Source organism: Variovorax glucosi (genome assembly GCF_051216695.1).
Classification (GTDB): Bacteria; Pseudomonadota; Gammaproteobacteria; order Burkholderiales; family Burkholderiaceae_C; genus Variovorax.
The window spans coordinates 1-1,053 of sequence record NZ_JBPJZE010000374.1; the positions used below are offsets into that span (position 1 = coordinate 1).

Sequence of the window (1,053 nt, forward strand, 5' to 3'; positions counted from 1 at the left end):
GACGTGCTGGGTGGCCTTGCGCTGGGGGTGGCGCTCGGTGTCGCCACGCGGCAGCGCGGCCCGGTGCTCGCGCCGGCGCAGCAAGCGCGTCCGGCTTAGGCCGATTGCGCTATTCCGCCGCTGCGGTGCGCACGGTACAACCCAAGGATCGTCGTCCACCGATACGGGAGCCCGTCATGAAGATCCGTTTGTCCGCCGTCGCTGCCTGCATGGCGGGCAGCGCTGTTGCGTGCCCCGCGTTCGCGGTCGACTTCCCCTCGCGCAAGCCCGGGCTGTGGGAGATCCAGTCCGGGGACCCCACGGGCAAGGGCGCCGGCCACACCATGCAGCAGTGCATCGACGCGGCCAGCGACAAGGCGCTGCGCGACATGGGCCAGGGCATGGGCAAGGACATGTGCTCCAAGCAGGAACTGCGCGCCGATGGCGGCAAGCTGGTGATGGACTCAGTCTGCAAGATCGGCAACACGGTGGCCACCTCGCATGCGGTGATGAGCGGCGACTTCAGCACGGCCTATCGCATGGAAAGCAAGTCGACTTACAACCCGCCGCTGATGGGCCGCGCCGAAGGCGCGAGCGTCATGGAAGCCAAGTGAATCGGCCCCTGCAAGGCCGACCAGAAGCCGGGCGATATGGTCATGCCCAACGGCATGAAGATGAACGTGCTCGACATGATGAACAACCGGCCCAAGAAGCCGTAGCCTGTCGCGCAAGCCCGGCTGCGCCTACCATGGCGTGCCATGCCCGCAAAGCAGGAAGAAGATCTCCTCGTTGTCGCCCGGCCCGAGGGCCTGTACTGCCCGCCCGGCGATTTCTACATCGACCCGTGGCGGCCGGTGGCGCGCGCCGTCATCACGCATGCGCATTCGGATCACGCGCGCCCCGGGCATGCGCACTACCTGGCCCACACCGACAGCGCCGGCACGCTGCGCACGCGGCTTGGCCCTGACATCGACCTGCAGACGCTGGCCTACGGCGAGGCCATCGAGCACCACGGCGTGCGCGTCTCGCTGCATCCTGCCGGCCATGTGCTGGGCTCGGCGCAGGTGCGGCTCG

1 protein-coding gene and 1 pseudogene are annotated in these 1,053 nt (G+C 68.4%); both read left to right on the forward strand.

The features are described 5' to 3' along the window. The first annotated feature begins 176 nt into the window (after positions 1-176). Positions 177-593, forward strand: coding sequence for a DUF3617 domain-containing protein (locus ACSFA3_RS25790; RefSeq protein ID WP_435508156.1), 417 nt, complete (start codon positions 177-179; stop codon positions 591-593). 144 nt (positions 594-737) lie between these two features. After that, a pseudogene (locus ACSFA3_RS25795) lies at positions 738-1,053 on the forward strand (DNA ligase-associated DEXH box helicase); the annotation flags it as partial.